At 58.7% G+C, this 23,303-nt stretch carries 23 protein-coding genes and 1 other RNA gene; 21 read left to right on the top strand and 3 right to left on the bottom strand.

Going from position 1 to position 23,303, the window contains the following annotated elements:
- Nucleotides 1–612 precede the first annotated feature (612 nt).
- The 12 genes from N6L25_RS16215 to N6L25_RS16160 all read left to right on the top strand — a co-directional run bounded on the left by N6L25_RS16215 (nucleotide 613) and on the right by N6L25_RS16160 (nucleotide 11,039).
- Nucleotides 613–2,163 (top strand): 2-isopropylmalate synthase, encoded by a 1,551-nt coding sequence (locus tag N6L25_RS16215; RefSeq protein ID WP_271982360.1) that lies wholly within the window; start codon nucleotides 613–615, stop codon nucleotides 2,161–2,163.
- Between the two features lie 31 nt (nucleotides 2,164–2,194).
- Entirely contained in the window at nucleotides 2,195–2,980 is a 786-nt protein-coding gene (locus tag N6L25_RS16210; RefSeq protein ID WP_271982358.1) for a hypothetical protein, read from the top strand.
- 53 nt (nucleotides 2,981–3,033) lie between these two features.
- The gene (gene rimI, locus N6L25_RS16205; protein ID WP_271982355.1) at nucleotides 3,034–3,465 is read left to right on the top strand and encodes a ribosomal protein S18-alanine N-acetyltransferase; all 432 of its coding nucleotides are present in this window, start codon (nucleotides 3,034–3,036) and stop codon (nucleotides 3,463–3,465) included.
- Between the two features lie 150 nt (nucleotides 3,466–3,615).
- Nucleotides 3,616–5,196: a peptide chain release factor 3 gene (gene prfC, locus N6L25_RS16200; RefSeq protein ID WP_271982353.1), complete on the top strand. Its 1,581-nt coding sequence runs from the start codon at nucleotides 3,616–3,618 to the stop codon at nucleotides 5,194–5,196.
- A gap of 13 nt (nucleotides 5,197–5,209) precedes the next feature.
- Nucleotides 5,210–5,977 carry a TatD family hydrolase gene (locus N6L25_RS16195; RefSeq protein WP_271982350.1) on the top strand — a complete coding sequence of 256 codons (768 nt, stop codon included), beginning with the start codon at nucleotides 5,210–5,212 and terminating at the stop codon, nucleotides 5,975–5,977.
- 210 nt (nucleotides 5,978–6,187) lie between these two features.
- A complete protein-coding gene (rplM, locus tag N6L25_RS16190) occupies nucleotides 6,188–6,616 on the top strand; it encodes a 50S ribosomal protein L13 (RefSeq protein WP_271982347.1) in 429 nt (142 codons plus the stop codon).
- Nucleotides 6,617–6,628: 12 nt separating this feature from the next.
- Nucleotides 6,629–7,021 carry a 30S ribosomal protein S9 gene (rpsI, locus tag N6L25_RS16185; protein ID WP_271982344.1) on the top strand — a complete coding sequence of 131 codons (393 nt, stop codon included), beginning with the start codon at nucleotides 6,629–6,631 and terminating at the stop codon, nucleotides 7,019–7,021.
- Nucleotides 7,022–7,263: 242 nt separating this feature from the next.
- Complete coding sequence (petA, locus tag N6L25_RS16180) at nucleotides 7,264–7,860, top strand: ubiquinol-cytochrome c reductase iron-sulfur subunit (RefSeq protein WP_271982342.1); 597 nt, start codon at nucleotides 7,264–7,266, stop codon at nucleotides 7,858–7,860.
- On the top strand, nucleotides 7,860–9,089 hold the full coding sequence (locus N6L25_RS16175) for a cytochrome b (RefSeq protein WP_271982339.1): 1,230 nt from the start codon (nucleotides 7,860–7,862) through the stop codon (nucleotides 9,087–9,089). The genes petA and N6L25_RS16175 overlap by 1 nt, the downstream gene beginning before the upstream one ends.
- Before the next feature lie 2 nt (nucleotides 9,090–9,091).
- Nucleotides 9,092–9,847 carry a cytochrome c1 gene (locus tag N6L25_RS16170; RefSeq protein WP_271982336.1) on the top strand — a complete coding sequence of 252 codons (756 nt, stop codon included), beginning with the start codon at nucleotides 9,092–9,094 and terminating at the stop codon, nucleotides 9,845–9,847.
- A gap of 106 nt (nucleotides 9,848–9,953) precedes the next feature.
- Nucleotides 9,954–10,583 carry a glutathione S-transferase N-terminal domain-containing protein gene (locus N6L25_RS16165; RefSeq protein WP_271982333.1) on the top strand — a complete coding sequence of 210 codons (630 nt, stop codon included), beginning with the start codon at nucleotides 9,954–9,956 and terminating at the stop codon, nucleotides 10,581–10,583.
- Between the two features lie 54 nt (nucleotides 10,584–10,637).
- A complete protein-coding gene (locus tag N6L25_RS16160) occupies nucleotides 10,638–11,039 on the top strand; it encodes a ClpXP protease specificity-enhancing factor (RefSeq protein ID WP_271982369.1) in 402 nt (133 codons plus the stop codon).
- Nucleotides 11,040–11,093: 54 nt separating this feature from the next.
- Here N6L25_RS16160 and N6L25_RS16155 read toward each other — a convergent pair whose 3' ends face one another.
- Genes N6L25_RS16155 through N6L25_RS16145 form a run of 3 tightly spaced genes read right to left on the bottom strand, consistent with a single transcriptional unit; the run spans nucleotide 11,094 to nucleotide 13,938 of the window.
- Nucleotides 11,094–11,684: a D-sedoheptulose-7-phosphate isomerase gene (locus N6L25_RS16155; protein WP_271982330.1), complete on the bottom strand. Its 591-nt coding sequence runs from the start codon at nucleotides 11,682–11,684 to the stop codon at nucleotides 11,094–11,096.
- On the bottom strand, nucleotides 11,681–12,049 hold the full coding sequence (locus N6L25_RS16150; protein WP_271982328.1) for a YraN family protein: 369 nt from the start codon (nucleotides 12,047–12,049) through the stop codon (nucleotides 11,681–11,683). The genes N6L25_RS16155 and N6L25_RS16150 overlap by 4 nt, the downstream gene beginning before the upstream one ends.
- 47 nt (nucleotides 12,050–12,096) lie before the next feature.
- Nucleotides 12,097–13,938 carry a penicillin-binding protein activator gene (locus tag N6L25_RS16145; RefSeq protein WP_271982325.1) on the bottom strand — a complete coding sequence of 614 codons (1,842 nt, stop codon included), beginning with the start codon at nucleotides 13,936–13,938 and terminating at the stop codon, nucleotides 12,097–12,099.
- A 158-nt stretch (nucleotides 13,939–14,096) separates the two neighbouring features.
- Between N6L25_RS16145 and rsmI the strand changes: the two genes are divergently transcribed.
- The 9 genes from rsmI to mraY all read left to right on the top strand — a co-directional run bounded on the left by rsmI (nucleotide 14,097) and on the right by mraY (nucleotide 23,300).
- The gene (rsmI, locus tag N6L25_RS16140; protein WP_271982323.1) at nucleotides 14,097–14,963 is read left to right on the top strand and encodes a 16S rRNA (cytidine(1402)-2'-O)-methyltransferase; all 867 of its coding nucleotides are present in this window, start codon (nucleotides 14,097–14,099) and stop codon (nucleotides 14,961–14,963) included.
- A gap of 59 nt (nucleotides 14,964–15,022) precedes the next feature.
- An RNA gene (rnpB, locus tag N6L25_RS16135) (RNase P RNA component class A) lies at nucleotides 15,023–15,372 on the top strand.
- A 373-nt stretch (nucleotides 15,373–15,745) separates the two neighbouring features.
- Nucleotides 15,746–16,198 (top strand): division/cell wall cluster transcriptional repressor MraZ, encoded by a 453-nt coding sequence (gene mraZ, locus N6L25_RS16130; protein WP_271982320.1) that lies wholly within the window; start codon nucleotides 15,746–15,748, stop codon nucleotides 16,196–16,198.
- Nucleotides 16,195–17,175 carry a 16S rRNA (cytosine(1402)-N(4))-methyltransferase RsmH gene (rsmH, locus tag N6L25_RS16125; RefSeq protein ID WP_271982317.1) on the top strand — a complete coding sequence of 327 codons (981 nt, stop codon included), beginning with the start codon at nucleotides 16,195–16,197 and terminating at the stop codon, nucleotides 17,173–17,175. Before mraZ ends, rsmH begins: the two co-directional genes overlap by 4 nt.
- A gap of 1 nt (nucleotide 17,176) precedes the next feature.
- Nucleotides 17,177–17,590, top strand: coding sequence for a cell division protein FtsL (gene ftsL, locus N6L25_RS16120; RefSeq protein ID WP_271982314.1), 414 nt, complete (start codon nucleotides 17,177–17,179; stop codon nucleotides 17,588–17,590).
- A gap of 71 nt (nucleotides 17,591–17,661) precedes the next feature.
- Entirely contained in the window at nucleotides 17,662–19,362 is a 1,701-nt protein-coding gene (locus tag N6L25_RS16115) for a peptidoglycan D,D-transpeptidase FtsI family protein (RefSeq protein WP_271982312.1), read from the top strand.
- 4 nt (nucleotides 19,363–19,366) lie between these two features.
- Nucleotides 19,367–20,851: a UDP-N-acetylmuramoyl-L-alanyl-D-glutamate--2,6-diaminopimelate ligase gene (locus N6L25_RS16110; RefSeq protein ID WP_271982309.1), complete on the top strand. Its 1,485-nt coding sequence runs from the start codon at nucleotides 19,367–19,369 to the stop codon at nucleotides 20,849–20,851.
- Nucleotides 20,848–22,230, top strand: a complete 1,383-nt coding sequence (locus N6L25_RS16105) for a UDP-N-acetylmuramoyl-tripeptide--D-alanyl-D-alanine ligase (RefSeq protein ID WP_271982306.1) — start codon at nucleotides 20,848–20,850, stop codon at nucleotides 22,228–22,230. The genes N6L25_RS16110 and N6L25_RS16105 overlap by 4 nt, the downstream gene beginning before the upstream one ends.
- Entirely contained in the window at nucleotides 22,215–23,300 is a 1,086-nt protein-coding gene (gene mraY / locus N6L25_RS16100; RefSeq protein ID WP_271982303.1) for a phospho-N-acetylmuramoyl-pentapeptide-transferase, read from the top strand. Before N6L25_RS16105 ends, mraY begins: the two co-directional genes overlap by 16 nt.
- The last annotated feature ends 3 nt before the right edge of the window (nucleotides 23,301–23,303 follow it).

Genomic DNA, 23,303 nt, shown 5'->3' with positions numbered 1-23,303 from the left:
GGGCTTTTTTATTTTGGATACGTGGGTCTCTGTCACTACCCCGGCTCCATGCGACCAGCCTGCCAGCGGCAGGCGCAGGACGTCGGAGCGGCGCGACGACGGGCCCGCAGGGCCGAAGGCCGCCAGGCCTGAGCAATGTAGGTCATCGTCAGGCTCTTAATACCAAACCCCAGCATCCTACGATGCTGGGGTTTTTACGTTTGGCGCCGGAAAATTTAGAGCGGGCCCCGCCCGGGCAAGGACGGGCACTCTGTGTCGGGGTGCCCCGGGTCGTCGTTGCAGGGCGCCGCTCTGGCGGATCCAGCCCGTGCTTGGCTCTAAGCAATCCGTCTACATCTCTGGTCGTGGCCACGACGGTACCAGGGGGCCGATGACCTGAACGATACAGGTCATCGCAGCTGAACCATGCTTCTATCGATATGTACCATGCTCCTATCGATATGTACCATGCTCCTATCGATATGTACCATGTCCCTATCGATATGTACCATGTCCCTATCGATACAGGCCATGCTCTTCCATCGCCAGGCCGATCTCCATCACCACCGGCCTTCCGTTTCAGTGATATACTCGCCCCAAAACTATGCCCAAAAGTTTCTGATGGAGAACGCCATGTCCGCAAACGATCATCTGGTCATTTTCGATACCACCTTGAGGGACGGAGAGCAGAGTCCCGGTGCGACTATGACCAAGGCGGAAAAGCTTCGAATTGCAAAAATCCTGGAAAAACTACGGGTCGATGTCATCGAAGCCGGCTTCGCCATTGCCAGTCAAGGCGATTTTGAGGCGGTGAAGAGCATTGCGGAAACGATCAAGGAGTCGACGGTGTGCAGCCTGTCCCGTGCTCTGGACAAGGATATCGACCGAGCCGCCGAAGCCATTCGCCCGGCGGCCAGGGGGCGTATCCACACCTTCATTGCCACCTCGCCGATCCATATGAAGCACAAGCTGCAAATGGAGCCTGGTGAGGTAATAGAGCAAGCCGTTAGGGCTGTTAAACGGGCTCGGGGTCACGTTGATGACGTCGAATTCTCCTGCGAGGATGCTGGCCGTTCGGAGCTGGATTTTCTCTGTCGGATTATCGAAGCGGCTATCGACGCTGGTGCAACCACCATCAACATTCCCGATACCGTCGGTTACGCCATCCCGGAGCAATTTGGCGCCACCATTCAGCAGTTACTGAACCGTATTCCTAATGCGGACAAAGCCATTTTCTCGGTGCATTGCCACAACGACCTCGGCTTGGCGGTCGCCAATTCTCTGGCGGCAGTGTCCCACGGCGCTCGCCAGGTGGAATGCACCATCAACGGCTTGGGTGAACGAGCCGGTAATGCCTCTTTGGAAGAGATTGTCATGGCGGTGCGTACCCGTCAGGATCTGTTCAACGTGGATACCCGGATTGAGACCCAGCACATCGTGACGGCGTCGCGACTGGTCTCCACCATAACCGGCTTCCCGGTACAGCCCAACAAGGCGATCGTTGGTGCCAACGCCTTTGCCCATGAGTCCGGTATCCATCAGGATGGGGTGTTAAAGCATCGAGAAACCTACGAAATCATGCGGGCACAGGACGTGGGCTGGCATACCAACAGCCTGGTGTTGGGCAAGCACTCCGGTCGCAATGCGTTCCGAACCCGGCTGCTTGAGCTGGGCATCCAGTTTGATACCGAGTCCGAGTTGAACGAGGCCTTTACCCGCTTCAAGGCGCTGGCCGATCTGAAACACGAAATCTTCGATGAAGACCTTCAGGCAATTGCCAGCGATACCCGGCAAAGCGAAGAGGAAGGCCGGTTTGACTTGGTTTGCCTACAGGTATGCTCGGAGACAGGGGTTGTTCCGAAGGCAACGTTGACGCTGAAAGTCGACGGCAAGGAGCATACGGTTGAGTCCGAGGGTAGCGGCCCGGTGGACGCTACCTTCAAGGCGATCGAATCGCTGGTGGAATCCGGGTGCAATCTGCAACTATATTCGGTGAACAACATCACCAGTGGCACCGATGCCCAGGGTGAAGTAACGGTGAGACTGGAGCGGGGCGGTCGAATTGTGAACGGCGTCGGTGCCGACACGGATATCATCATCGCGTCGGCGAAGGCCTATGTAGAGGCCCTGAATCTGATTAGCCGTGGCGGTACTCGGCAGCATCCGCAGGGCGGTGACGTTTGATGCTGAGGTTTTTTAGCTGGGGTGGCCTGGCTTGAGCGCAAGTCTGAACGAAGCGTCACGGCAGTTTTATCTTGGCCAGTTCGGGGTGCGCATGTGGTATGCGCGCAGTCCGCTGCCGGGTGCTGCCCCGAGCCCGGAGTTCGACTTTGCCGAGCGGGCGTCAGCTAGCCCGGCCCCTCTTAACGCAGTTCTGCCCTCGCCGCGTGAGACTGATCGTGCCGATCGCGCGGGCAAGCTGGCAGCGTTACAGGGCCTTATGAACGGTGAGGCGCCGGCCCGTACAGAAGAACGGGCTCCGGTAGCCTCAGTTGAACCCTCGCATTCTCCGGCGCCATCAGAAGCTGTGGCCGCTGAGGAAAAGGCGGCAGTGGCCGCCCCGGAACCGTCTATCGCTGTGCGCGCGAACTGGGGGTTCTGGGTTGGCGAGGACGTGCTGTTGGTCAGCGAGCTGTCTGACGACGCCAGCTTTCAGCTGCAGGCCGCCTTGGCGCAGAATATCCTCAAAGCAATCGATCAGTCTTCCTCCAACAGTTTTCGTGTCCAGTGGCCGGTATTCAACAATCCTTTGGCGCCCGGCGGCGACCGCAAGACCCTGATTTCCGTGGTTAAGGGTCAGTTAGAGTCGCATGCAGGCAAGCACGTGATACTGCTCGGCGTCTTGATGCCGTTGGCCGCCGAGGATCGTGAAACGATGATTCAAGAACTCTGGGGGCGCGTCGTTGTCGATGCGCCGGGCTCATTGGCGGCCTTGTCTACCGACCCGGTCGCCAAGCGGGCTTTATGGGACATGTTGAAACCGCTGTTTGCGCATCGGTGATGAATTTGGACCTTTACCAATGCAGTCAGGCTTCGGGGCTTCGAGTGCGGCCAATGGAGGACTCCGACTTCCCGGCGGTGCTGGATATGGAGCGTCGAAGCTATTCCCATCCCTGGACGGAGAGTACCTTCCAGAGCTGCCTGCTCCCCAACTACAGGCTCTGGCTATTGCTGGATGGTGATGCATTGGCCGGTTACGCGGTGGTTTGCTACCAAGTCGACGAAGCTCATCTACTTAATATCTGTATCGCACCGAACCAGAGGCGGCGAGGTGCAGGGCGATGGCTGTTGCGCCACATCGCGGCCTGCGCCGCCCACGACGGCATGGCGATGGTGTTACTGGAGGTTCGGGTGAGTAACCTCAACGCTATCGGCCTGTACGCCAGTGAAGGTTTTCAGGAGATTGGTGAGCGGCCCGGGTATTATCCTGCCGTCCAGGGCCGTGAGAATGCCAAGGTCATGAAGCTGACCCTTGCAGCCAGTTAGCCGCGTCGGCCTGCAAATGCGCCTTGTTGGGGGCGATCCCTTCCACGGAAAGAAAGTGCGGAGTCGCGTCCGTCGCCATCAGAATTTATAATAGCGTTCGTTTGTTTGCGTGCTTGTCCATCATTCTCCGAATCAGGTTTTTTGCCCACTATGTCTACCCTTGCTCAAGAAGTTGCCAACCGCCGTACCTTTGCGATCATTTCGCACCCGGACGCCGGTAAAACCACCATTACCGAAAAGGTGCTGCTTTTCGGGCAGGCGTTGCAGAAGGCTGGGACCGTCAAGGGTAAGAAGTCGGGACAGCACGCCAAGTCGGACTGGATGGAAATGGAGAAGGAACGGGGTATTTCCGTGACTACCTCGGTCATGCAGTTCCCCTACGGCGGCCGCCTGGTCAACCTGCTGGATACGCCGGGGCACGAGGACTTCTCGGAGGACACCTACCGGACCCTGACCGCGGTGGACTCCTGTCTCATGGTGATCGACAGTGCCAAAGGGGTGGAGGAGCGTACCATCAAATTGATGGAAGTTACCCGGTTGCGGGACACGCCAATCCTGACCTTCATGAACAAGCTGGACCGGGATACCAGGGACCCCATCGAATTGATGGATGAAGTGGAAAACGTGCTCAACATCGCCTGCGCGCCGATCACCTGGCCCATCGGCATGGGAAAGGGCTTCAAGGGGGTGTACCACCTTCTGCGCGATGAGGTCGTTTTGTACCAGAGCGGGCAGGGCCACACCATTCAGGAGAAGCGGGTGATCCGTGGTCTGGACAGTTCTGAGTTGGATGAAGTGTTGGGGTCGTTCGCGGCAGACCTCCGCGATGAAGTGGAATTGGTAAAAGGGGCATCCCACGAATTCGACCTGGACGAGTTCCTGGCGGGCAGGCTGACGCCGGTGTTCTTTGGCACCGCCTTGGGCAATTTTGGGGTCGACCACATGCTGGATGGTCTGGTCGAGTGGGCGCCCACGCCTCAGGCGCGGGAGACAGACCTGCGAAGGGTGGAGCCGGTTGAACAGGGTTTCTCAGGCTTTGTGTTCAAGATCCAGGCCAACATGGATCCACAGCATAGGGACAGGGTCGCATTTTTGCGTATCGTATCCGGGCGTTACTCACAGGGTATGAAGGCTCGTCATGTGCGCATCAGTAAGGATGTGCGCTTCGCCGACGCGCTGACGTTTATGGCGGGCGACCGTGCCCACGCTGAAGAGGCCTATGCCGGTGATATCATCGGTCTCCACAATCATGGCACCATCCAGCTGGGGGATACCTTCACCGCCGGCGAAGACATGAAGTTCAGCGGCATTCCCAATTTCGCACCGGAACTGTTCCGTCGAATCCGTCTTAAGGATCCGCTGAAGGCCAAGCAGCTGCAAAAGGGTCTGGTTCAACTGTCGGAAGAGGGGGCTGTGCAGGTGTTCCGACCGATGAAGAACAACGATCTGATTGTCGGCGCGGTCGGGGTTCTGCAGTTTGATGTGGTGGTGGCTCGCCTCAAGAGCGAGTACAAGGTTGAGGCGGTGTACGAGCCGATCAATGTGGCTACCGCGCGCTGGGTCACGAGCGACGATGCCAAGAAGCTGGATGAATTCGAGCGCAAAGCCAATGACTTCCTTTCGCTGGATGGCAGCGATCGGTTGGCCTATATCGCGCCCACCATGGTAAACCTTCAGTTAGCCGAGGAGCGTTACCCGGAGGTTCGCTTCCACAAGACCCGGGAACACTGATTGCGGGGCCGTGATGGAGCTGATCGACGCCCACTGCCACTTCGATTTTCCCCAGTTTGATGGTCGCCGCCCGGCTGTTTTGGCCGAGGCGGGGCGAGCGGGAATTTCCCGACTGGTGGTGCCAGGTGTACGCCGGGCCGACTGGGATCGGGTTGTTGACCAGGCTCGGCAATTTTCGGAAGTGTTCTACTGCCTGGGTATCCATCCCTGGTTTGTTACGGAGCACCATGTTGACGATCTGGATGAGTTGCGTGACCGGCTAAGGCAGCGTGATCCGCGCTGTGTTGGCGTTGGTGAATGCGGGCTCGACCGCTTGCGTGGGCCCCTGGCCGATCAGATGGAGTGGTTCGAGCGTCAGGTTGCCCTGGCGATCGAGCTGGATCTGCCATTGGTGGTCCACTCGGTCAGGTGTCATGATGAGGTGGCGTCGGTTTTGCGCCGCCAGCAGGTGGCAGTACCGGTGTTGGTACACGGCTTTGCGGGCAGTTACGAGCAGGCGGTCAGGCTGGTTGATCTCGGCTGCTATATTGGGGTGGGGGGAGTAATCACTTACTCCAGAGCCTCAAAGACCCGCAACGCCATCGCCCGACTGCCGCTGGCGTCCCTGGTTCTGGAAACCGACGCCCCGGACATGCCCCCAGCGGGTGTGGCCCAAGGCGACAATTCGCCGGTACGTCTGCCCGGCATTTTTGAAGAATTGTCGGAACTTAGAGCCGAAACTTCGCCGCAACTGGGTGAGGCTTTGTTGGCCAATACCCGTCGTTTGTACCGCTGGTCCTAACGAACGCGACAAAGCGAGTTCGGTGGGGTTTGCTTTGTCGGGCAGTTCGGATATAATTCGCGCCCTGGCTTTTCAAGGCGATGGCATTATCTCAGCCCCGAATGATGTCCTTGCCGCATAAACATTAGGTCGAAAGTTGTCAGTGGATCGGTCAATTCCGGTTAACTGGGGGCTTTTAACGTTTCTTTTATAGCGTTCAAGGCGGAATCAATGAAGACTCTGAGTGCGAAACCAGAAACAGTAACGCGTGACTGGTACGTTGTAGACGCAGCCGGCAAGACGCTGGGTCGTCTGTCTACCGAGATCGCCCGTCGTCTGCGGGGCAAGCATAAGCCTGAGTACACCCCTCACGTCGATACTGGTGATTATATTGTGGTTATCAATGCCAGCCAGGTGCGGGTGACAGGTCGTAAGGCATCTGACAAGATGTACTACAGTCACACCGGCTTTCCGGGTGGAATCAAGTCCATCAATTTCGAGAAGCTGGTCGACAAGGCGCCTGAGCAAATCATTCAGAAGTCCGTGAAAGGCATGCTGCCTAAAGGGCCTCTGGGGCGCGCCATGTTCAAGAAGCTGAAAGTCTATGCCGGCGCTGAGCACCCTCATGCAGCCCAGCAGCCCAAAGAACTCGACATTTAACGGAAGGCGGATATGTCTGTAGCACAAAATTACGGTACTGGTCGCCGCAAGACATCCACGGCTCGGGTGTTCATCAAGCCGGGAAGCGGTAACATCTCCATCAATGGTCGTTCCATTGAAGAATTTTTCGGTCGCGAAACGCTGCGGATGATCGTGCGTCAACCGCTGGTGGTTTCCGAGTCCATTGACCGCTTTGATATCTCTATCACCGTGAAGGGTGGTGGTATCAGTGGTCAGGCGGGCGCCATTCGTCACGGTCTGACCCGTGCGCTGATGGACTACGACGAGACTCTGCGTCCGGCTCTGCGTAAGGCCGGCTACGTGACTCGTGATGCTCGTAAGGTTGAGCGTAAGAAAGTGGGTCTGCGCAAGGCGCGTAAGCGTCCGCAATTCTCCAAGCGTTAATTTCGCTGGATTGCAGATCTGCCAAAAAAACCCCGGCCTGGTGCTGGGGTTTTTTCGTTTCAGGGCGGATGGTTGATGGGGTGCAAGGCGCGTCATGCCTTGGCTGGAGTGCCTTTCCGACTTGTAAGGCTGGGGCAATTTCATTACCATTTGTGCGCTTATAATTTTGGGTCTTGAAGTCCTTTTCGAAGCGTGTCGGTCGATTTGACGTGGCGCGCCTCGCCTGATGGGAGAAAACCATAATGAGTAATGGCGACGTGAGCCAAGGCCGGCGCCGGTTCCTGATCGGTGCAACATCGGTGGTGGGTGGTGTCGGCGCCGTCGGTGCGGCTGTTCCTTTCGTGGCGTCCTGGAATCCCAGTGCCAAAGCGGAGGCTGCCGGTGCGCCGGTCACCGTCAATGTTGGCAAGCTGGAACCTGGGCAACAGATTACTGTGGAATGGCGTGGCAAGCCCGTGTGGCTAATCCGTCGCACCCAGGAAATGATCGATAACCTCGAGAGCATGAACGAGCGGGTCAAGGATCCGGCTTCTGAAGAGCCCTCTCAGCAGCCAGCATACATCGGCGGCAATGCCCGATCCCTGAAGCCAGAGCTGGTGGTGTTGGTCGGCATTTGCACCCATCTCGGGTGCGTTCCGTCCTACCGTCCGGAAGTTGCTCCTGAAGACCTGGGGGCAGAGTGGCTGGGTGGCATGTTCTGCCCCTGTCACGGTTCCAGGTACGATTTGTCCGGCCGGGTCTTCAAGAATCAGCCGGCTCCGCTGAACTTGGAAGTTCCGCCCTATCGTTATGATGACGACTCGACGATTACCGTCGGTCTTGATCCGGAGACCGCGTGATGCAAAAACTTATTGAGTGGATCGACGCTCGTTTGCCGATCGTAGAAGCCTACGAAAAGCATATGAGTAAGTACTACGCGCCAAAGAACTTTAACGTCTGGTATTTCTTTGGCTCGCTGGCGATGCTGGTGCTGGTCAACCAGCTGTTGACCGGTATCTGGCTCACCATGAGCTACAACCCCTCGGCAGAGGGCGCGTTTGCCTCCGTCGAGTACATCATGCGCGATGTCGAATGGGGGTGGTTGTTGCGTTACCTGCACTCCACCGGTGCGTCGGCGTTTTTTGTCGTCGTGTACCTGCACATGTTCCGGGGAATCATGTACGGCTCCTACCAGAAGCCGCGGGAATTGATCTGGATCTTCGGCATGTTGATCTACCTGGTGCTGATGGCAGAGGCGTTCATGGGCTACCTGCTGCCTTGGGGTCAGATGTCCTACTGGGGTGCGCAGGTTATCGTTAACCTGTTCGGTGCCATTCCGGTCATTGGTGATGACCTTTCGCTGTGGATTCGCGGTGATTACCTGATTTCCGGCATCACTCTGAACCGTTTCTTCGCACTCCACGTTGTGGCACTGCCAATTGTGCTGCTGGGCCTGGTTGTGTTGCACCTGTTGGCGCTGCACGAAGTGGGTTCCAATAACCCACAGGGCGTCGACATCAAGAAGGTGAAGGACGAAAACGGCATCCCCAAAGACGGTATCCCGTTCCATCCGTACTACACCATTCATGACATGCTGGGTGTTGGTGTCTTCCTGTTCGTGTTCTGTGCCGTGGTGTTCTACTTCCCGGAAATGGGTGGCCTGTTCCTGGAGAAGCCAAACTTCGAGCCTGCCAATAGCCTCAAGACGCCGGAACACATTGCACCGGTGTGGTACTTCACCCCGTTCTACGCGATGCTGCGGGCGGTTACGGTAGACCTGTTCGGTTTGTCCGCGAAGTTCTGGGGTGTTGTGGTGATGGGGGCGGCGATTGCAATCCTGTTTGTGCTGCCCTGGCTCGATCGTAGCCCGGTCCGCTCCATCCGTTACAAGGGTTGGCTGAGCAAAATCGCATTGGCGATCTTTGTGGTCAGTTTTGTGGTACTTGGTTATCTGGGTATTGTCCCAGCTACGCCGGGCCGCACAGCTGTTGCGCAATTGCTGACTACCCTGTACTTCCTGTTCTTCATTCTCATGCCGTTTTACACACGAATGGAGAAAACCAAGCCAGTACCAGAGAGGGTGTCATGATAATGAGAAAGCTGATTGTTGGTCTTTTCATGACAGTCCTGCCGGCACTTGGGCTGGCAGCCGGCGGCTCCGTACCGCTGGATCCGATGGAGCCGGACCACACCAACGAAGCGTCGCTGCAGCGCGGTGCGGCCTTGTTCACCAACTACTGCATGGGTTGTCACTCTCTGGAGTACGCTCGATACAAGCGGGTTGCTGACGATATCGGCATCCCGGTCGATCTGTACGAGGAGAATCTGATCTTCACCGGCGCCAAGATTGGAGAGCTGATGAAGATTTCCATGGACAAAGGTATGGCCGCAGGCTGGTTCGGTAATGCGCCGCCGGATTTGACCCTGGAATCGCGCCTGCGCGGCGAAAGTTGGATCTATTCCTACCTTCGCGGCTTCTACAAGGATGAGAGTCGTCCTTTGGGCGTGAATAACGTGGTTTTCTCGAACGTCGGTATGCCCCACGTTCTGGTTGACCTGCAAGGGCTGTGTGCGGTTAAGCCAACCATCGGCGAATCTGCCAGCGTTGATCCGCTGAGCGGAAACGTTCGCGGCGGCGAAGCATGCACCCAGTGGGCGATCGAAGGCAGTATGACGTCTGTCGAGTTTGATCGCGCGGCTTACGACCTGACCAACTTCCTGTCCTATATGGGTGACCCGGTCAAGGTCGAGCGTGAGCGTCTGGGTATCTATGTGCTGATCTTTATTGCGATCTTCTTTGTGTTTGCCTACTTGCTCAATCGCGAGTACTGGAAAGACGTACACTAAGAAATCGGGTATAATTCCAGCGCTAAACGTCCAGCGGGTCAGATTCGGCCCGCTGGATTTTTGCGTTTGTGGAACCACTAGGTTTGTTTAAAGGTGAGGTAGCTCTATGGGCGTTGTGACCAAGCGGTCATCAATGACGTTTTTCTCTGACCCCTCAAGTCATTACAGTCATCGGGTGCGGATCGTCCTGGCTGAGAAGGGTGTGACAGTGGACATCGTGGATGTAGATCCGGATAACCCGCTCGAGGAATTGGCGGACCTGAATCCGTATAATGCGCTGCCGACCTTGGTCGATCGTGATCTGGTGCTGTTCGAGCCAAATATCATGATGGAATACCTTGATGAGCGTTTCCCGCACCCTCCGTTGCTTCCGGTCTATCCCGTTGCGCGGGCCAACAGTCGCTTGATGATTCATCGAATCCAGAGAGACTGGTGTGGCCTGGTTGACCAAATATTGGCGCAGCCTACTGGCAAGGCCTCGGATACGGCACGCAAAGAGCTGCGTGAAAGCCTGCTGGCGGCCGCGCCGTTGTTTGGTGAGATGCCGTTCTTCATGTCAGAGGAATTCACCATTGTGGATTGCTGCATTGCGCCGATCCTCTGGCGATTGCCGGCTCTGGGCATCGACCTGTCCGACAAACAGGCTAAGCCTATCCAGAAGTACATGGATAAAATTTTCAGCCGTGAAGGTTTCAAGGCCAGTTTGTCCGATCTGGAAGAAGATATTCGCAGCTGATGCGGTGGTGTAGCCGAAAGCCGGGAGAAACGAGTGACTGAGAGCGCGATTCACATGATGTCCAGTCGGCCTTACTTGGTAAGGGCCTTTAACGAGTGGATTCTGGATAACGAATGTACTCCGTACATCGTTGTCGATGCGAGCATTCAGGGTGTGCAGGTGCCTTCGGAGCATGTGGCTAACGGCCAGATAGTGCTTAATATCAGTCCTGCGGCCGTCAAGGGGCTTGTAATTGGAAACTCGGCTCTGGAATTCAGCGCCCGCTTTGGTGGGGTGCCTATGCAGGTCTTCATTCCATTGCAGGCGGTGATGGCAATCTACGCCAAGGAAAATGGTGAAGGGATGGTGTTCGGTAGCGAACCGGGCTCCCCGGATCCAGATGATTCCGGAAAGGAGAGCGGTGGCGCGGCGTCAGATCGCCCCAATGGAAGGCCAACCTTGAAAGTGGTGAAGTGATCACCGACTCCCAGCCATAAAAAAACCAGCAAACGCTGGTTTTTTTATGGCGTTTTAGCCTCCAAACAGCTTGTGATCAATGAGCCCGCACAGGGCATTGAGCATGATCATCATCAGCGGGCTGGCCTCGTTGGCAGAGAGGTTGTGCAAGGCGATTTCGTGATCTTCAGGGTGCAGCAGCGAGGTGATGTCGGTCTTCTCCTTGGCGCTGAAAACGACTACCCGCATCTCCCGGTCATGAGCTGCCTGGATGGCCTGGATGAGATTGGCCTTGTGTCCATCATTGACGAACACCATCAGCAGGTCGTGGGGTTTGCCAATGGCGCGCACCTGACGCGAAAAGGTGTCGTTGAACCGGTTATCCCGGCAGATGGCGGAGAAGGTGGTGGCGTCCGCCCCTAAATTAATGGCGGGCAGCGCTGGTCGATCCTGGTCGAAGCGGTTGAGCAGGGCGGTGCAAAAATACTGGGCGAGTATGTTGGCGTTACCATTGGCGCAGGTGATGACTTTGCCGTCGGCCAGTAGCGCTTCGACAACTGCATCGGCGGAATTCGCAATGGCTTCACTCGTATGGCTGGCCGCCATTGCCGTGTGTTCCATGTGGCTGGCAAACCACTGGTTAATCAAGTTCACTGCATCGCTCATGCTGGGCTCTGTATCGCGTTTTTAATCCATTGAATGTTAAAGCGTTTTATGGTTCCTGGCGAAACGGCAACGACATCGATCCGGGCATCCGCATTCCACAGTCCATGACGGTGGAGGTAGTAATTCGCTGCACGCAGGATCCGTTGCTGCTTTCGATAGCTGATGGACTCCGCGGCGCCCGTCATGCTGCCGTGGCCGCGGTAGCGCACTTCGAAAAACACCAGCGTGTTGCCGTCCATGCCAATCAAGTCAATTTCGCCGCCCCGGTTGTAAACGTTGCGGCAAGTAATTCGGACTCCCCGTCGCTGCAGGTAGCGGGCGGCAACGTCCTCCGCTTGCTGTCCGGTCGCTCGTTTGGTGTTCATGCCATCCTTGGCGCTGTCAATCAGCGTGTGGTGCGCGGGTGTGCAGGCTATTCCGGCACTTGCTCGGTACTTTCAGCGTGGGGCAGCGCGGGTAGCAGCTTGGGAGCGCCGTTAACGAACTGTGCCCACAGCTGGGCCCGGTGAATGCTGCCGTCGGCAGCCATGGTCAATGTCCCGGTCTGGCCCTCAATGCTGGCGCCCTGGACATTTTTCAGTAGCGGCAGCCTGGTGCTCAGTTTATAGGCATCCGCCCCCATCGCGAACAATCGGCCCAATTGTCCGCCAATGTGATCAAAAGCGGCCGTCGCCTGGTCGCGGAAGGCGTTATGCTCGGCCAGCACCCAGGGGGTGTCGGTGAACCGGACCTGGTTCAGATCCCGGTCCCGGGACGGATCCGGCGTGCCCTGGAACACTAACGATGGTGAATACACCGGAAGATCGCCGGCGAAGTAAAACGCGAACAGCGGCTTGAATTGGCGGGCGATGGTGGGCGGCGCCACCATGACGATGGCATCGGCATCCTGGCGCCGGCGGGGCTCAAATTCCACGTTGAGGCCAATGGTGCGCTCCACATCGATGGCTCGCTGTCGGGACTCGGTAATGCTAAGCAGATCGGCAGTTACTGCCCGGAAATTTTCCGAAGGCAGAAAGCGAATGGTGTTGAGGGCATTGCCGTCATGTGCCGATATTGCCTGTCGCAGGGCGTGTTCGAAACGGTCGCCCCAATCTCCGGTGGGGATCAGCACCAGGGCCTGATGGAGTTGCTCCTGGTTGAGGCGGAGAGCGATCTGTCGTGCCTCGTCTTCTGCGGCCAAGCCAAACTGGTACATGCCCAGCGGGGCTGAGAGCTCCTCTGGCAGGTAGTTCAGGGCTAGCACAGGGGTCGGGAGGCTGTCTTGCTGGGCAAGTTCGGCGACTGACGATTTTTGTAGCGGACCCACGATCAGGTCGTAGCTGGCGGCGAGGTCCTGGTACTGATCCGCGAAGGGTTTGGCATTGGTGTCCAAGACGCTGATATCGATGTTGAAATTACGAGCGGACTCATCGTCATAGTAGGCGGCGAGAAACCCGTCGCGGATGGCTGCGCCTGCGCTGGCGAGATCGCCACTGAGAGGCAGCGCCAGAGCGATTTTCTCTGGCCGCTCCTGAACCAGCATGGCGATGAGTTGCAGTTCCTCGGGCAGCTGGCCGGCGGCGGGGTGGCTGGCCCAGTTTTGCTGCCAGTTGCGGATGCTGCGGCCTTGTTCGTCCAGTTCGGCGTCCGGCTGCCTCATGATTGCGGCAAGCTCAAGCCAGCCCTGGCTGGAGTAGCCAATGGCGCGTTGGGACTCTTGTGTCAGCGATTCGTCCGATAGAGCTCTGAGGGCTTGCCAAATTTGGTTGTGGGCGCTTTGAAGGTCTGCGACAACCTCATTGTCCACCATCCGCATCAGCGTATTGGCGGCGCTCAGCGGCTTGCCGGCGAGCTGGAAGGTGTTGGCCTGGAGCTCGCCAGCCCGTGCCGCCAGGCCTGGGCCGTAGTTAAGGAACTGATCTTCCGGCAGCGCTTGGGTCAGTGTGTCTGCCCAACTGTGGTCGTCCAGGGCTGTGGCGCTGGCCATGGCCAGGAGCAGGTGTTGATTGCGTAGCTCCGGTAACGGCGCAGACAGCGGGGCGCTGGTCAGGATGCGCCGGGCTGCATCGTGGTTTCCCGCTTGCTGAAAGGAATCCGCACTCCTGAGCAGGTAAGTTTGGGCGAGTTCCTGGTCTGATTCGCTGGCAGCCAGAGAGACCGCTTCCGCCGCTGTGGCGGGGGAGTGGCTTTTCAGGTTGATTGCGCTGCAACCGGTGGCTAGCAAGGTTGCGGTCACTACGGCCAGCAACGGCGTCTTCAACGGAATATTCATCATGTCTGGCTCGCACAGCTCCAGAGGGTTAGGCTTGTGGCGCCATTATTATGGCGTCATCATGCTGGGAATGTCCTGAACCGGCAAGTTTATCAGCTCCAACGGTAATTCACATGACGTTGGCGTCATTCGAATCGTTAATTGAGAGGTAAGGCGTGGGCTTGGAATCGACGCGAGAAGGCTCGCAGGTGGGTGTGCTGTATATCGTGGCGACGCCCATCGGCAATCTGGATGATATCACTGAGCGGGCTTGCCGAGTGTTGACGGAGGTGGATGTGATCGCCGCCGAGGATACGAGGCACAGCGGCCGGCTGTTGCAGCACCTGGGTATCCAGAAACCGATGATCTCGCTACACGAGCATAATGAGCGTAATCGCGCCGATGCACTGTTGCGACGAATTGAGGCTGGTGAAAGCGCGGCGCTGGTGTCCGATGCCGGCACGCCGTTGATTTCCGATCCCGGTTTTGTGGTGGTGCGTGAAGCCCGGGCGCGCGGCGTGCGTGTGGTGCCGGTGCCGGGTGCTTGCGCCCTGGTTGCGGCACTGAGTGCTGCGGGATTGCCTACCGATCGCTTTTTGTTCGCGGGATTCGTGCCCGCAAAAAGCGGCGCACGTCGAGCCGCGTTGCAAGCGCTTGCGCAAGAAACTGCGACCTTGGTGTTCTACGAATCTCCCCACCGCATTCGGGATATGATCGCGGATATTGCCGGTGAAATGGGTGACAATCGGGAGGTGGTGATTGCACGGGAACTGACCAAGACGTTTGAAACTTTCTATTCAGGAACCGCAGCAGAGCTGATGGCGGTGCTGGCCGACGATGGTAACGCCAGTCGGGGAGAGTTTGTGGTCATGGTGCGGGGTGCGCCGTCGCGGGCGCAGCAAGCCGCGGGACTGGATGTGGACAGGATGTTGTCGTTGTTGGTGGCGGAGTTGCCGGTAAAGCAGGCGGCGAAGATTGGCGCTGAGTTAACCGGATTGTCCCGCAATGAATTGTACCAGCGGGCGCTGGCATTCAAGTCGGGCCGGTAATCGCTGTTCGGTAGGCGATTGTGCTTGCGTCGACGCCTGCTGCGGCGTATCGTCTGCGCTGAGCTCGCCAGACAGTCGCCGCCAGTTTACTGGGGGAGGAAAGTCCGGGCTCCAGAGGGCAAGGTGCCAGGTAACGCCTGGGCGGCGCGAGCCGACGGAAAGTGCAGCAGAAAGCAAACCGCCTAAGCACCTTCGGGTGCCGGTAAGGGTGAAATGGTGCGGTAAGAGCGCACCGCGTGACTGGCAACAGTTCACGGCGATGGTAAACCCCACCTGGAGCAAGACCAAATAGGAGTCCAATGGCGTGGCCCGCGCTGGACTCGGGTAGGTTGCTTGAGGCCTGTGGCGACGCAGGTCCTAGATGAATGACTGTCCACGACAGAACCCGGCTTATCGGCGAGCTCGATTTTACCTTTCGTTAATGATTAATTCTGATCGTTCCTGATCGCGACCTTTTATAGCCAAATAATCTTAGAGTTCACTTCCAGCCTGCAGAATTTGCTGCAGGTAATTGATTTGGTTGTTTTTCTTTTTTCCTGACTCCGATCCTCCCCGATTAATCCTCTGTAACTTGTTGTCATTAAAGAAACTTTCATGTGTCCGTCGTCCCCGGCGGCGCTTGCATTGTGTTTTCCGTATTTCTATAGTGTGCAGAAGTGGGAAAAAGTGGTTAGTTGTGGTTTTTTGTGGTGAAAGCCGGTGAAAGGGTGGGGTTTTGAAGACGTCCATCATTTCAAGGTGCGTATCACTTGATCCGGGCACGCAACGCAGAGTCGGAATAGATGAGCAACTTTCTTGGCAGTCATGCCATCAATATGGATGCGAAGGGTCGCTTGGCGATCCCCGCAAAGCTGCGCGAAGAACTCGCCCAGCTGTGCGGCAGTCGCATCGTATTGACGGCAAGTGCTGACGAGGAGCGTTGCCTGCTGATCTACCCGGAACCCCAGTGGAAACTCGTTGAGGAGCAGCTCAATGGGCTGCCCACCATGAAAAAAGCAGTGCGTCGGTTGCAGCGAATCGTGCTCGGGTACGCAACCCCGTTGGAGCTGGACGGCGCTGGCCGGATTCTGGTGCCGCCGACACTGCGGAATTTCGCAAACCTGGAGAAGAAGCTGATGTTGGTTGGCCAGGGTAAGAAGCTGGAGCTTTGGAGCGAGGAGCGTTGGTTCGCCTGGCTGGATGAATCTGAGGATGATGACGAGATGCCCCCCGAAATGGAGGCGCTTTCACTATGACCCCGCGGCGTTCTGGAGGCGCGGACGGTCAGAAGTTGCACCAGTCCGTGCTTCTGGACGTGGCGGTGGAGCAGCTTGTGATCGACCCGGATGGCAACTATGTCGACTGCACCTTTGGCCGTGGCGGCCACAGTCGCAAAATATTGGAGCGGTTGTCACAGCGTGGGCGATTGCTTGGCATCGACAAGGATCCCGAAGCGATAGGTTTTGCCGAACGCCTTGCCGGCGAGGACGTCCGGTTTTCCTCGTTTCACGGTTCCTTTGCTGAAATACAGGCGGCGGTTGCTGCCTCCGGTTGGCATGGCGGCGTTGCCGGGGTGCTGATGGATCTGGGCGTGTCCTCCCCGCAGTTGGACGACGCGTCGCGGGGGTTCAGTTTCATGCGCGAAGGCCCCTTGGATATGCGCATGAATCCCCTGCAGTCCCCCAGTGCGGCTGAATGGCTTGCTGCGGCGGATGAAAAAGACATCGCCGACGTGCTCTGGCGTTACGGCGAAGAAAAGTTTTCCCGTCGTATCGCCCGGGCGATCGTTGCGCGGCGCCAGGAAGAGCCGTTGCAAGGGACTCGGGAGTTGGCTGAGTTGGTCAGTGCGGCCATTCCGCGCAAGGAAAAACACAAGCATCCTGCCACCCGGACATTTCAGGCAATTCGGATATACATCAACCGTGAATTGGAAGACCTGGAGCTAGGGTTGGCGGCCTCGGCCGCGCAGCTGTCGCCCGGTGGGCGGCTGGTGGCGATCAGTTTTCATTCGCTGGAGGACCGCATGGTGAAACGATTCATGCGGGATCTGGCCCGTGGTCCGGTGGTGCCCAGGGGCGTGCCCGTAACTGCGAGTGAGGAAGCCTCGGATTATCGGCTGGTGGGCAAGGCCATGAAGGCGGACGTGGCGGAAGTGAGTGACAACGTGCGATCCCGTAGTGCCGTGATGCGAGTCTTGGAGCGGCGCGCAGATTACATCGGGGAAGGAGCGTAAAATGGGTGCTGTGATCATCGAGCGGCCGGTTAAGTCCCAGACTGTAAAGCTCAATGCCGAGCGGCTTAGGCAAGGGGTGTCCCGGGCTTACCGCCTGTCCGGACGAATTTTTGGTGCTTTGGCGCAGCGCGATGTGCTGATCTCGCTGGGTTTGGTGTTGGTGCTGATTACCTCCGCCATTGGGGTGGTGGTCAGTGCACATACCAATCGCGGGCTGTTTAACGAGCTGTCGGAACTCCAGGAGCGGCGGGATGCGTACCAGCGCGAGTGGAGTCAGTTGCTGCTGGAACAAAGTGCATTGAGTGCCCATGGCCGGATCGAGTACCAGGCTTCCGAGAAGCTCGGTATGGTGGTGCCCGGCAAGCAGGACATCGTGCTGGTGCCAGCGGCACCCGCCGACATTCAATTGTGGTAACCCATCAGCGGATGTCAGGGTAGGTGAGTAGAGTGACGGACCAGAATCAGCGACACACATGGCTGCAACGAATGGCAGCTGGGCTCCAGGCCTGGCGGTTCGGCTCCGTTGTGGGTGTCTTTCTGGTTGTGGTTGGCGTATTGGCCTGGCGTCTGGTTGACCTGCATGTGGTGGACCAGGAGTTCCTGCGCCGGCAGGGCGATGTCCGCACCATTCGCGTGGAAACGGTGGACGCTCACCGGGGCATGGTCACCGACCGCTACGGCGAACCGTTGGCGGTCAGCACCCCGGTGCAGACGGTCTGGGCCAATCCCAGCGAAATGAATCCAGACGACCCCCGCCTGACCAACGCAGCCCGGTTGCTGGCGCTTAGCGAGGCCGAGTTGCGCAGTCGCATTCGCCGCTACAGCGAACGGCGCTTCATCTATGTTCAGCGTAAGGTGCAGCCCAGTCTGGCCCGTGAGGTAATGGCGCTGCAGATTCCGGGCTTGTACAGCCGTCGTGAATACCAGCGATTCTATCCGGCAGGCGAGGTGACGGCCCACGTTGTCGGGTTTACCAATATCGATGGTCGCGGCCAGGAAGGCATTGAGCTGTCCTTTAACGACTGGCTGCAGGGCGAGCCGGGTGCCAAACGGGTGCTCAAGGATAACCGCGGTCGGGTCATCGACGACTTGTCGCTGATTCGTGACGCCAGTCCGGGGCGGGATCTGTCCCTGAGTATCGATTTGCGGCTGCAGTATCTGGCGTACCGTGAACTCAAGGCGGTGGTGGCGGCCCATAGCGCCCATGGCGGCACGCTGGTGATGCTTGATGTAGACACCGGCGAAGTGCTCGCGATGGTCAACCAGCACTCCTACAATCCGAACGACCGGAGCCAGCTCAGTCCGGAACGGTTGCGTAACAAGGCGATTACCGACCTGTTCGAACCCGGGTCGCCGATGAAACCCATCACCATGGCCGCGGCCCTGGAATCGGGTCGCTACACCCTGAACAGCACCATCGATACGGCGCCGGGATACCGGCGCTTCGGTCGTTTTACCATCAGAGACATGCGTAATTACGGGGTCATCGACATGACCACCATCATTACCAAGTCGTCGAACGTGGGCATCAGTCGAATTGCCAACGACCTGGGTGGCGACATGGTGCGCGATCTGTATTTCCGAATGGGGCTGGGTCAGGCCACCGGAATTGGCTTCCCGGGCGAGGCGGTCGGCGTGTTGCCGGCGCCGCCGCGCTGGCGGCCAGTGGAAGAGGCGACTTTGTCGTATGGCTATGGCATCAGTGTGAATGCCCTGCAACTGGCCCAGGCTTACATGGTGCTGGCAAACGGAGGCATTCGTTACCCGGTCAGCTTGCTGAAGCTGGAGGAACCGCCCGTAGGCGAACGCGTGCTGTCGGAGCAGGTGACGGCCCAGATTCGCGGCATGCTCCGGGAGGTGGTTGAGCATGGCACCGGCCGTCAGGCGCAACCCGGCTTCTATTCTGCCGGCGGCAAGACCGGGACGGTGCACCTGCTGGGTAAAAACGGATATGAAGACAGTGAGTACAAGGCGATATTTGCGGGTATGGCGCCGATTGAAAACCCAAGAATCGTAACGGTAGTGGCCGTCGATGCGCCCCAGGCTGGCGAATACTACGGTGGTGAAGTCGCCGCCCCGGTGTTCGCGCGGGTCATGGGAGACGCATTGCGGCTGCTAAATGTGAAGCCTGAACTGGAAATCGGCGAGGCAACGGGGCCTGCCGGCGGATCCGGAGAGCGGGGATAACGCTATGTGCATCACATCTCTAAGTACGCTGTTACACGGCATTGTGGAGGTGCCTTCGGTTTTTGACGTCACCATCCACGGCCTGACGACGGACAGCCGGGAAGTGCAGTCCGGTGATGCCTTCCTCGCCTTACCGGGGGCGCGAACGAGCGCGTCACATTACGTCAATATCGCCATCGAGCGGGGAGCTTCTGTGGTCTTGCTGGATGCAGATGCGCCGTCGCCCTGTCGTGAACACCACGGTGCGCTGCTGGTTCCCGTCGTGGGGCTCAGGAGCAAACTGGGCATGATTGCGGATCGATTTTACGAGCACCCCTCGCGGCAACTTCGGGTGATCGGCGTGACCGGTACCAATGGCAAGACCTCGGTCACCCAGTACATTGCCCAATTGCTCAACGAAACGGGCACCCCCTGCGGCGTTATTGGCACGCTGGGCTACGGCATGCCAGGACGAATGCAGACCGCCAGTCACACCACTCCCGATGTGGTCAGGGTCAACCGGGCACTGGCCCAGATCCGCTGTCAGCGTGGCCGAGCGGCGGCCATGGAAGTGTCGTCCCATGCACTGGACCAGGGACGGATCGATCAGCTGATGCTGACAGGGGCGGTGTTTACCAATTTGACTCGGGACCATCTGGATTATCACGGCTCCATGGAAGCCTATGGCGCCGCCAAGGCCCGTTTGTTCGAACGTGAAGAATTGCATTTCGCCGTTATCAATTTCGATGATCCGTTTGGACGCCAGCTCTACGGCCAACTGGACGGAAAATGCGACCGGGTGCGTTATAGCCTGCACGAAGCCCAGACCGAACTGTGGTTGACCCGCTTTCAACCTACTGCCGGTGGGTTCGAGGCCAGTATCGATGGTTTGTGGGGCCGCTTTGAGGTGTCGGCACCGCTGCTGGGCAGTTTCAATGCCAGCAACTTGCTGGCGGCCATGGGCGTTGTACTGAGCCTGGGCGTTCCGGTCGCCCGCGTGGTGCAGGCGGTGGAGCGTTTGACGCCTCCGGCGGGGCGGTTGGAATCGTTTGTCGGCGCCAATGGTGTCCAGGTTGTCGTGGACTACGCCCACACACCGGATGCCTTGGCCAATGCCCTGGCCGCGTTACGCCCCCACGCCGCGAAGCGCCTGATTTGCGTATTCGGTTGCGGTGGAGATCGGGATGCGGGCAAACGACCGGAAATGGCGCAAGAGGCAGAAAAGAGGGCGGATGTCGTGCTCGTCACCGATGACAACCCCAGGAGCGAGGCACCGGAACACATTGCCCGGGACATTCTGGCGGGTTTCTCCAAGCCGGGCAGTGCCACCGTTATCCATGATCGTGCCACCGCCATTCGTCAGGCGATTGCCATGGCCGAGCCGGGTGATGTGGTACTGGTGGCCGGCAAGGGCCATGAGTCTTGGCAGGAAGCCGCTGGACAGCGGCTGCCATTCAGCGATGTCGAGCAAGTGAGGCACGCCTTGGACCTTAACGGAGGCGTGGCATGATTCGGCCATTTTCCCTGGCCGAGGCGGCGGGCTGGCTGGAGGCAGTCCCGTCTTCGCTCGCGGGGCAGTTTACTGGCGTTTCCACCGATACTCGCAGCCTGGCGAGCGGCGATCTGTTTGTTGCCCTGCGGGGCGAGCGTTTTGATGGTCACAAGTTCCTGGCTGCAGCCCAGGATGCCGGTGCGGTCGCCGCCGTGGTTGATCGCGTTGACGGAACGGTGGCACTGCCTCAGTTGAAGGTGGTCGATACGCTGGTTGCCTTGGGGCAGCTTGCCGCCCGCAACCGGACCCAGAGCGACGCCCGCTTTGTCGCGGTGACCGGGAGCAGTGGCAAAACCACAGTAAAGGAAATGGTCGCGGCGATTCTCGCCCAGGCCGGATCAACGCTGGCCACGGCCGGCAACCTGAATAATCACATCGGCGTGCCGCTGACCTTGCTGCGAGTCGCCTCGGAGCACCAGTACGCCGTCATCGAGCATGGTGCCAGCGGTGTGGGCGAGATCGCACAAACCATCCAGCTGACCCGGCCGGAGGTCGGCATCATCACCAACGCCGGTGAAGCCCATCTGGAAGGCTTTGGCAGCTACGACAACATCGTGGTGGCGAAGGGTGAGCTGATCGACGGAGTCGAGGACCGTGGCGTGATGGTGCTGAACCGGGATGACCCGGCATTCCCGATCTGGCGTGATCGGGCCGGGGATCGTCAGGTGTTGAGCGTCAGCGGTCGCCAGTGCGAAGACGCCAGTTTCCGCCACGAGGCCTTGGCACTGCAGCGTGGCCAGCAGCGGTTCCGGGTCTTGGGTCCGGGCGGCTGGCACTGCAATCTGACACTGTCCCTGTTGGGCGAGCACAACGTCATCAATGCCCTGATGGCGGTGGCCGCCAGCTTCGCGCTCGGCATTCCGGCGGCAACCATCGCCGAGGGGCTGGCGAGCATGCAGCCGGTCAAGGGGCGACTCCAGCCGGTTGAACTGGCTGGCGGCATCACCCTCATTGATGACAGCTACAATGCCAACCCAACGTCCATGAAGGCGGCGCTTGGGGTGCTGGCGGGCCAGCCCGGACTTCGGGTCGCCTGTCTGGGCGCCATGGCGGAGCTCGGCAACGAGTCCGGGCGTCTGCATCAGGACATTGGCGTTGCTGCCCGGACTTTGGGGGTCGACCGATTAGTGGCCGTGGGAGCGGGATGCGACGACTACCTCACCGGCTTTGGCGAGGGCGCTGTCGCTTGCGCCAGCCACCAAGAGGCCGTCGATTATTTACTAAAGCAACTCAAGGGCCCGGCCACTGTGCTGTTCAAGGGTTCTCGCAGTTCTGCCATGGAGCGCGTGGCGGAAGGATTCAAAGATAAGGTGACCAATTCATGCTGCTCTGGCTGACAGAGATTCTTTCACAGTATTTTTCTGCCCTTACGGTGTTTCAGTACCTGACGCTGCGTGGCATTTTCGGCGTCCTGACTGCGCTGCTGATCTCATTGCTGATCGGGCCGTACATGATTCGCAAGCTCAGCCAGTATCAGATCGGTCAGGCGGTGCGCGACGATGGCCCGCAAACCCATTTGAGTAAAGCCGGCACGCCGACCATGGGCGGGGCGCTGATCCTGGTGGCCATTGCCGTCAGTACATTGCTGTGGGCGGATCTGAGCAATCGCTATGTGTGGATCACCCTCCTGGTCACGCTGCTCTTTGGCGCCATTGGCTGGGTGGACGACTACCGCAAGGTTGTGGAGCGGAACCCCCGCGGCCTGCCCGGGCGCTGGAAATACTTCTGGCAGTCGGTTATTGGCGCCATCGCTGCGGTGGCGTTGTACTACAGTGCCGCCATGCCCCAGGAAACCTCGTTGTTTGTGCCGTTCTTCAAGGACGTTTCGCTCACCTTGGGGCCGGTACTGTTTGTCCTCCTGACGTACTTTGTCATTGTTGGCAGCAGCAACGCGGTCAACCTGACTGACGGCCTCGATGGCCTGGCCATCATGCCTACCGTCATGGTGGCCGGTGCGTTGGCCATTTTTGCCTACCTGTCCGGCCATGCCCAGTTTGCCAATTACCTGCTCATTCCCCACTTACCCGGCACCGGCGAGTTGATTGTGTTCTGCGGCGCTCTGGTGGGAGCCGGGCTTGGGTTTTTGTGGTTCAACACCTATCCCGCCCAGGTCTTTATGGGCGATGTGGGGGCGCTGGCACTGGGGGCCGCTCTCGGTGTGGTGGCGGTGATCGTGCGCCAGGAAATGGTGCTGTTCATTATGGGCGGGGTGTTCGTGATGGAAACTGTCTCGGTCATCCTGCAGGTGGCTTCGTTCCGGCTCACCGGGCGGCGGATTTTTCGCATGGCGCCGTTGCACCACCACTTTGAACTGAAAGGCTGGCCGGAACCCCGTGTGATCGTGCGGTTTTGGGTCATTACCGTGGTTCTGGTCCTGGTGGGCCTGTCCACGTTGAAAATTCGCTAGGCG

This window comes from Marinobacter sp. SS21 (assembly GCF_028369065.1).
Classification (GTDB): Bacteria; Pseudomonadota; Gammaproteobacteria; order Pseudomonadales; family Oleiphilaceae; genus Marinobacter.
Note: the sequence above shows the minus strand (reverse complement) of the source record. Positions and strands in the feature narration are given on the sequence as shown.